Source organism: Sphingobium sp. HDIP04 (assembly GCF_000445085.1).
GTDB lineage: Bacteria > Pseudomonadota > Alphaproteobacteria > Sphingomonadales > Sphingomonadaceae > Sphingobium > Sphingobium indicum.
This window is the reverse complement of sequence record NZ_ATDO01000058.1, coordinates 1-7,604: the sequence shown is the minus strand read 5'-3', so window position 1 is coordinate 7,604 and position 7,604 is coordinate 1. Positions and strand designations below refer to the sequence as shown.

The 7,604-nt window shown below is 67.9% G+C and carries 8 protein-coding genes and 1 pseudogene; all 9 read left to right on the top strand.

The genetic code is table 11. The features are described from left to right. Positions 1 to 1,403, top strand: a 1,403-nt coding sequence (gspD, locus tag L286_RS29970; RefSeq protein WP_021223164.1) for a type II secretion system secretin GspD, incomplete at its 5' end; no start/stop codon positions are given. A gap of 71 nt (positions 1,404 to 1,474) precedes the next feature. Beyond that, positions 1,475 to 3,016 (top strand): type II secretion system ATPase GspE, encoded by a 1,542-nt coding sequence (gene gspE / locus L286_RS29965; RefSeq protein ID WP_050983567.1) that lies wholly within the window; start codon positions 1,475 to 1,477, stop codon positions 3,014 to 3,016. Further along, a complete protein-coding gene (gene gspF, locus L286_RS29960) occupies positions 3,009 to 4,226 on the top strand; it encodes a type II secretion system inner membrane protein GspF (RefSeq protein WP_020821076.1) in 1,218 nt (405 codons plus the stop codon). The genes gspE and gspF overlap by 8 nt, the downstream gene beginning before the upstream one ends. Positions 4,227 to 4,316: 90 nt before the next feature. Then, positions 4,317 to 4,883: a type II secretion system major pseudopilin GspG gene (gene gspG, locus L286_RS29955; protein WP_380775746.1), complete on the top strand. Its 567-nt coding sequence runs from the start codon at positions 4,317 to 4,319 to the stop codon at positions 4,881 to 4,883. Next, positions 4,855 to 5,394: a GspH/FimT family pseudopilin gene (locus tag L286_RS29950; protein ID WP_020821078.1), complete on the top strand. Its 540-nt coding sequence runs from the start codon at positions 4,855 to 4,857 to the stop codon at positions 5,392 to 5,394. Before gspG ends, L286_RS29950 begins: the two co-directional genes overlap by 29 nt. 10 nt (positions 5,395 to 5,404) lie before the next feature. Further along, positions 5,405 to 5,788, top strand: coding sequence for a type II secretion system minor pseudopilin GspI (gspI, locus tag L286_RS29945; protein WP_029986420.1), 384 nt, complete (start codon positions 5,405 to 5,407; stop codon positions 5,786 to 5,788). Further along, on the top strand, positions 5,785 to 6,423 hold the full coding sequence (gspJ, locus tag L286_RS29940; protein ID WP_007688415.1) for a type II secretion system minor pseudopilin GspJ: 639 nt from the start codon (positions 5,785 to 5,787) through the stop codon (positions 6,421 to 6,423). Before gspI ends, gspJ begins: the two co-directional genes overlap by 4 nt. Next, positions 6,416 to 7,405: a type II secretion system minor pseudopilin GspK gene (gspK, locus tag L286_RS29935; protein ID WP_020821080.1), complete on the top strand. Its 990-nt coding sequence runs from the start codon at positions 6,416 to 6,418 to the stop codon at positions 7,403 to 7,405. The genes gspJ and gspK overlap by 8 nt, the downstream gene beginning before the upstream one ends. Next, positions 7,402 to 7,604 (top strand): annotated as a pseudogene (locus L286_RS0124320) (type II secretion system protein GspL); the annotation flags it as partial. The gene gspK and the pseudogene L286_RS0124320, both read left to right, overlap by 4 nt.

Below are 7,604 nucleotides of genomic sequence, written 5' to 3'. Positions count from 1 at the left end.
CCGAAATCCGCGTCTACTGGCTGGAACATGCCGATGCCGAAAAGCTGCTGCCGGTGTTGCAGCAACTGGTGGGCCAGGCGACCGCTTCGCCCGTGACCGCTTCAACCCCGGCCGCCGGAACCCCGCCCTCCGCCGCGCCTGCCGCCGCCTCGACCATGGTGGCGGGGTCGGGCGGTTCGGGCGGCAACGGGATTTCGTCCCGCGGCCCTGCCATCGTCACCCGCTATGAAGGCGCCAATGCGATCATCGTCGCGGCGAACAGCGACGTGCAGCGGATGCTGGGCGAGACGATCCGCCAGATCGACACGCGGCGCGAACAGGTGCTGGTGGAGGCGATCATCGTCGAGATCAGCGACGCCGCCGCCAGGAAGCTGGGCGTGCAATTCCTGATCGGCAGCACCAAGACCGGCTTTGCCGCGACCAACTATTCTAACGCCAATCCCAACATCCTGACATTGGCGGGCGCCTATGCCGCGACCCGGCTCAACCGGACGACCACGACGGTCAACGGCACCACCACGGTGACGACGGAGAACAGCCAATTGGGCGACACGCTTCAGGAAGCGGCGGTCAGTTCGCTGCTGAACGCGACCGGGGGCTTTGGCGGCATCGCCACGCAACTGGGCGACAATGGGGTGCTGGGCGCGATCATCAACGCCGTGCGGTCCGACACCGACAGCAACATCCTCTCCACCCCCTCCGTCATGACGCTGGACAACCAGAAGGCGTCGATCCTGGTCGGCCAGCAGGTGCCGGTGACGACGGGCGAGGCGCTGAGCCAGAATTTCGACAACCAGTTCCGTACCGTCCAGCGGCAGGATGTCGGCATCAAGCTGGAGGTGAAGCCCCAGATCAACACCGGCGGCGCGATCAAGCTGTTCCTGAAGCAGGAAGTGTCCAGCGTCGCCGGGCCGGTGTCGAACAACAACAGCGACCTCATCATCAACAAGCGCGAGATCGAGACGACCGTGACGGTCGACGATGGCGAGATATTGGCGCTGGGCGGCCTGCTGGACGACAATGAGCGCAAGACGATAGAGCGCATTCCGCTGCTGTCCGACATTCCCGGCCTTGGCGAACTGTTCAAGTCGCGCAGCAAGAGCCGGACCAAGACGAACCTGATGGTCTTCATCCGCCCCACCATCCTGCGGTCCAAGGAGGATGCGCAGAAACTGACGCAGCAGCGCTACGGCTATATTCGCGGCATGCAGTTGCTGCGCAATCCGGAACAGGAGCCGAGCATCGACGAACTGGTGCGCGACTATATGGGTGCGGCTCCTCCGGCCGCAGCGCCGCAGCCGGGCGACGCCGTGGCGCGGCCGCCCGCCGAGATCATCGAACCGACCGCCCGCCAGTCGAGCGACGTGGTGCGGCCCGTTCCGCCAAGTGAGGCAAAGCCGTGAACGACGAGCAGCAACGTGCTCCTGCGCAGGCAGGAGTCCAGGGTGGGAAAGCGCAATCTGGCCCTGGGCTCCTGCCTGCGCAGGAGCAAGATGGAGCGATTGCCCCGCATATCGCCCCCCGCGCCGTCGACATACCCTATGCCTTCGCGCGCAGGCATGGCGTGGTCATGCTGCCGCTGGAGGGAGAGCGGCTGACCATCGCCGTGCGCGAAGGCAGCGATCCCCGCGTCCTGCTGGAGGTGCGGCGGCATCTGGCGCGCAGCTTCGACGTGCGTTTCGTCGATGCCGCGCAGTTCGACCGGCATTTGTCGGACCATTATGCGATGGAGGGCAGCGCGGCGGCCATGGCGGGATCGCTCGACGTCGGGGCGGACGAGCTGGACATATTGGCCGCCGACATTCCGACCGCCGACGACCTGCTCGACAGCGCGGACGATGCGCCTGCCATCCGCCTTATCAACGGCATCATCGCCGAAGCGGCGCGGCAGGGCGTGTCGGACATCCATATCGAACCCTATGAGACCGGCCTGATCGTGCGGATGCGCGTCGACGGCGTGTTGCGCGAAACCTTGCGGATGCCGCCGCATGTCGCGCCGGTCGTCGTCAGCCGCATCAAGGTGATGGCCCGCCTCGACATAGCCGAGCGGCGCGTGCCGCAGGACGGGCGGATCGGGCTGACGCTGGGCGGGAAGCTGCTCGACGTGCGCGTGTCGACCCTGCCGAGCCGGGCGGGAGAGCGGGTGGTGCTGCGCATTCTCGACAAGGAGAATGCGGGCATGAACCTCGACCTGCTGGGCATGGCCGGGGCGGCGGACAGGATTTTCCGGGAGGGGTTGCAGGAACCCAATGGCATCATCCTGGTCACCGGACCGACGGGATCGGGCAAGACGACGACGCTCTATGCGGGGCTGCGACAACTTAACGACGGCACGCGCAATATCCTGACCGTCGAAGACCCGGTCGAATATGCGATCGAGGGCGTCGGCCAGACGCAGGTGAACGCCAAGGTCGGACTGACCTTCGCGGCGGGGCTGCGGGCGATCCTGCGCCAAGACCCCGACGTGGTGATGGTCGGCGAAATCCGCGACCGGGAGACGGCCGAAATCGCCGTGCAGGCGTCCCTGACGGGGCATCTGGTGCTGTCCACCGTCCACACCAACGATGCCGTGGGCGCGATCACGCGGATGCGCGACATGCGGGTGGAACCGTTCCTGCTCGCCTCCACCCTGCGCGCCGTGATCGCGCAGCGGCTGGTGCGGCGGCTCTGCCAGCATTGCCGGGAGCCGGTGCAGGCGGACAAGTCCGCCAGCGCCCTGCTGGGCTTCGATCCGGGCACGATCATCTATCGGGCGCGGGGATGCGAGGCATGCAACGGCACCGGCTACAAGGGCCGCATCGGCGTGTTCGAGGCGATCCGGGTGGACGACACCATCCGCCGCCTGATCAACGACGGCGGCGATGAATCATTGGTGGCGCGCCATGCTTTCCTGAACGCCCCCAATCTGGGTTCGGCGGCGCGGGCGCTGGTGCGGGACGGCCAGACCACGGCGGAAGAGGCGATCCGCGTGTCCCGGCGCGACGCGGGCGAGGTGGAAACGATCCCGGATGGCTGAGTTCGACTATATCGCCATCGACCCCGCCGGGCGCGAGCGCAAGGGCGCGATCAAGGCCGAAACGGTCGAGGATGCGCGGGCGAAGCTGGATGCGCGCAAGCTGTTCATCGTGCGGATCGAGCCGGGCGCGGTGGAGAAGGCGCGCAGGCGGGCAGGGCTGTCGCTGCGCGCGCCCCGCCTTTCGGCCAAGGAACTGACGCTGTTCACCCGGCAGTTGTCGACGCTGATCCAGGTCAGTCCGCTGGAGGAGTCGCTGCGCACCATCGGGCGCCAAAGCGAGCAGGCGCATGTGCAGGCCATTGTCGGCAAGGTGCATTCTGGCGTGCTGGAGGGGCGGCGGCTGGCCGATGCCCTGGGCGCCGAGCCGAGGAGCTTCCCGCCGCTCTACCGCGCGATGATCTCGGCGGGCGAGAGTTCGGGCAGCCTGCCCACGATCATGGAGCGCCTGTCCGACCTCATGGAACGGCAGGCGGTGATCCGGTCGAAGGTGCTGACCGCCATCGCCTATCCTTCCGTGCTTGCCGCCTTTGCGGTGTGCGTGGTCGCGGCGCTGATGATCTTCGTCGTCCCCAAGGTAGTGGAGCAGTTCGACACGGTGGGCCAGCAACTGCCGCTGCTCACCCGCATGGTGATGGGGATTTCGGCCTTTCTGGCGGGCTATTGGTGGCTGCTGGCGATCCTGCTGGGGGTGGCTGGCTTCGGCTTTTGGCGGGCATTGAAAATCGAGAGCTTCCGCTATCGTTTCGATGCGACGCTGCTGCGCTTGCCCTTGCTGGGACGACTGATCCGCGACCTTCATGCGGCGCGGATGGCGCGGACGCTCTCGACCATGGTGGCCAGCCGCCTGCCTTTGATGGAGGGGCTGTCGCTGACCACCCAGACCGTCCATAACCGGGTGCTGCGCCAGGCGTCGGAGGAGATCGTGGAGGCCATTCGCGGCGGCGGCAGCCTGTCGGCGGCGCTGCGGCGAGCGGGGGTGTTTCCCCCCTTGCTGGTCTATCTGGCGGCGAGCGGAGAGAGCGCCGGGCGGCTGGACAGCATGCTGGAGCGGGCGGCGGACTATCTGGAGCGGGAATTCGATAGCTTCACCTCCGCCGCGCTGGCCATGCTGGAGCCGGCGATCATCATCTTGATGGGCGGCATCGTCGCGGTCATCATCCTGTCCATCCTGTTGCCGATCCTGCAATTGCAGAGCCTTACCGGGGCCTGAGGAGTGTTTATGCCCGATTTGAAGAGGTTGAAGTGCGCCGTGCTCCTGCGAAGGCAGGAGCAGGATGGCGCAATGGGCGAACACGGCTTCATGTCCTTGAAGCGTTCCGCCGAACACGGCTTCACGTCCTTGAGGCGTTCCGCCGAACACGGCTTCACGCCCGTGAGGCGTTCCGCCGAACACGGCTTCGCGCCCTTGAGGCGTTCCGCCGAACACGGCTTCACGCCCTTGAGGCGTTCCGCCGAACACGGCTTCACGCTGGTCGAACTGATGGTCGTGATCGTCATCATCGGCCTGCTGGCGACGATCGTGGCGATCAACGTCATTCCGGCTACGGACACGGCGCGGGTGGAGAAGGCCAGGGCCGACATCGCCACCATCGAACAGGCGCTGGAGCAATATCGGCTCGACAACCTGACCTATCCCTCCGCGACGGACGGGCTGCAGGCGCTGATCAGCCCGCCGGCCTCGCTCGTCCAGCCGCAGCGTTACCGGCGCGGGGGCTATATCAAGAAGCTGCCGAACGATCCCTGGGGCAGGCCCTACAGCTATGTCGTGCCGGGACGAAGGGGCGCGTTCGACATCGGTTCGCTGGGCGCGGACGGGCAGCCGGGTGGCGACAATGAAAATGCCGACATCTATTCCAGCGAGCTTTGATCGTTTCCGCCCCTCGTTCGGCGGAGGCGGGAAGGAGGAGGCCTGCCGTTTCTCGACTTCGCTCGAAACGAAGGGGCAGACGGGCTTCACATTGATCGAGCTGATGGTCGTGCTGACGATCATCGGCTTCATTTCGGCTGCGGTCGTGCTGGCGATCCCCGATCCGCGCGGGCGCGTGATAGAGGATGCCGACCGCTTCGCCGCGCGCCTGGCCGCGGCCCGCGACGAAGCGGTCGTTACGGCGCGTCCCATGGGGGTGTGGGTATCGCCTTCCGGCTATGGCTTTCAACGCCGCGACGGCGGGCAATGGGTGGGGCTGGAGGATAAGCCCTTCGCCACCGCTGACTGGAAACCGGGGACGCGAGCGCTGGTCGGCAAGGACGGACGGCAGCAGATCGGTTTCGACGGGACGGGCTTGCCGACCGATCCGATGACCGTGATCCTTGCCCGCGAGGGAGAACGGGTCTCGATTTCGGTCGACATGGCCGGAAAGGTCGTCGTCGGTGGGTAGGACGCGCCTCATGCTGTCACGTTGCCGCAAGGCGCGTGGGGAGGAGCACGGCTTTACCCTCCTCGAAATGCTGGTCGCGCTGGCAGTGTTCAGCCTTGCCGCGCTGGCTCTCGTGCGCTTGCAGGGCGTGACCCTGCACACCGCCGCCGACCTCGACAGCAAGGCGATGGGTCAGATCGTCGCGCGCAACCTGATGGTGGAGGTGCAGACCGACCCCGCGCCGCCTTCGCTTGGTTCTCAAGAGGGCGACGTCGACAATGGCGGGCGGCGCTGGCACTGGACGCGGGAAGTCAAGGCGATGGACGACAAGCGCCTGTTGCAGGTCGATCTGACCGTCGACGGGCAGGCGGGTTCCTCCCCCGTGGTGCTGAGTTTCGTGCGGGTGGTGCAATGACAAGGGCGCGCTCCGCCCAGCAGGGCTTCACCCTGGTCGAACTGCTCGTGGCCCTGGCGATCTTCGCCATGCTGGCGGCGGCGGGCGTGCTGCTGCTGGGCAACGGCGTGTCGGCGCAGGCGCAGATCAAGCTGCGGCTGGACGACATGGCCGCCGTGCAGCGGGCGAGCGGCGCTCTGGCGGCCGATCTGGGGCAGGCGGTGCCGCGCATCAGCCGCACTGAAGCGGGTACGCTGGCGCCCGCTTTCTGGTCGCATCGGGAGGGGGAGAGCCTGCCCGTCCTCCAGTTCGTGCGCGGCGGGTGGGACAATCTGGGCGACCTGCCGCGGCCCTCCCTCCAGAAAGTCGAATATTGGGTGCGGCAGGGGCGGCTGGAGCGGCGCACCTATGCGCAGGTCGACGGCGCGGCGGGCGACGAGCCGGCCGCGCTGCTCACCGGGGTCGAGGATGTCGCGCTGCGCTTCCGCGACGCTGGCGGGGAGTGGCGCGACCAATGGGCGCCGACCCAGCCCGACCTGATGCCCCGCGCCGTGGAGATGATAGTGACGCGGACCGGGGAGCCGCCGGTGACGCTGCGCTTCCTGGTGGGGCCGGGGCCGGCGGAAAGGCCGGAAGGGGCGCCGGCCAATGGCTGACCCGCGCAAGCCGGGAGAGCGCGGCGCGGCGCTGCTCACCGTGCTGCTGCTGGTGGCGGTGATGGCTGTGGTCGCCTCCACCGCGCTGGAGCGGCTGGCGCTGGCCACGCGGATGACCGGCAATGGCGGCGCGGTCGACCAGGCGCGCGCCTTTGCCGATGCCGGGACGGAGATCGCCCGGTTGCGCATAGGCGACCTGGTGGCGGCCAGTCCGGGCAAGACCACGCTGGCGGGCAACTGGATGGGCACGCCCCAGGCCATATCCGTGCCGGGCGGCGTGGCCACGGCGCGGGTGACGGACGGGGGCAATTGCTTCAACCTCAACAGCGTGGTCGCGGGCGAGACAGAGGCTGACCTGAAGGTGCGTCCGGTGGGCGTGTCGCAGTTCCAGGCGCTGTTGCAGGCGCTGGGAGTCGATGCGCGGCAGGCGCAAGTGGCGGCGGCGTCGCTGGCCGACTGGATCGACACGGATGGCGCGCCCCAGCCCGGCGGCGCGGAGGACGAGACCTATGCGCGGGCGCCGCGGCCCTATCGCGCGGCCAACCGCTTCATGGTCGACCCCAGCGAATTGCGGGCGGTCAACGGGGTGACGTCGGCCATTTACGGGCTGGTGCGGCCATGGGTCTGCGCCCTGCCGACCGCCGATCTGTCGCCCATCAACATCAATACGCTGCTGCCCGATCAGGCGCCGCTTTTCGCCATGCTGATGCAGGGGCAGCTGAGCGTCGCGCAGGCGCGGCAATTGCTGGCGCAGCGCCCGGCGGATGGCTACGGCAGCACGGTGGAATTCTGGCGCGCGCCGTCGCTGGCGGGGCTCAGTCCGCTGGAGGAGGCGGCGCGGCAGGTCAAGTTGACGACGGGATTTTTCGAAGTGGAAGTGTCGGTGGATGTCGGGGGAACGCAGGTGGTCGAACGAGCGCTGATCGATGCGCGGCAAAGTCCGGCCACGCTGATACGCCGCAATTGGGGGACCGGCGCGTGAGCGAGGGATTGATCGTCGCCCTGCCGGAACAGCCGGGCGCGGAGCCGCTGTGGATGCGGGTGGCGAACGGCGCCGTGGTGCGGAAGGGGGCGGGGACGAACTGGCTCGCTGCCTGCGGCCTGGCGGCGCTGCCGGAGGATATGACGGTGATGCTGGTGCCGCCGGCGGCGCTGGTGACGCTGCACCAGGGCGCCTATCC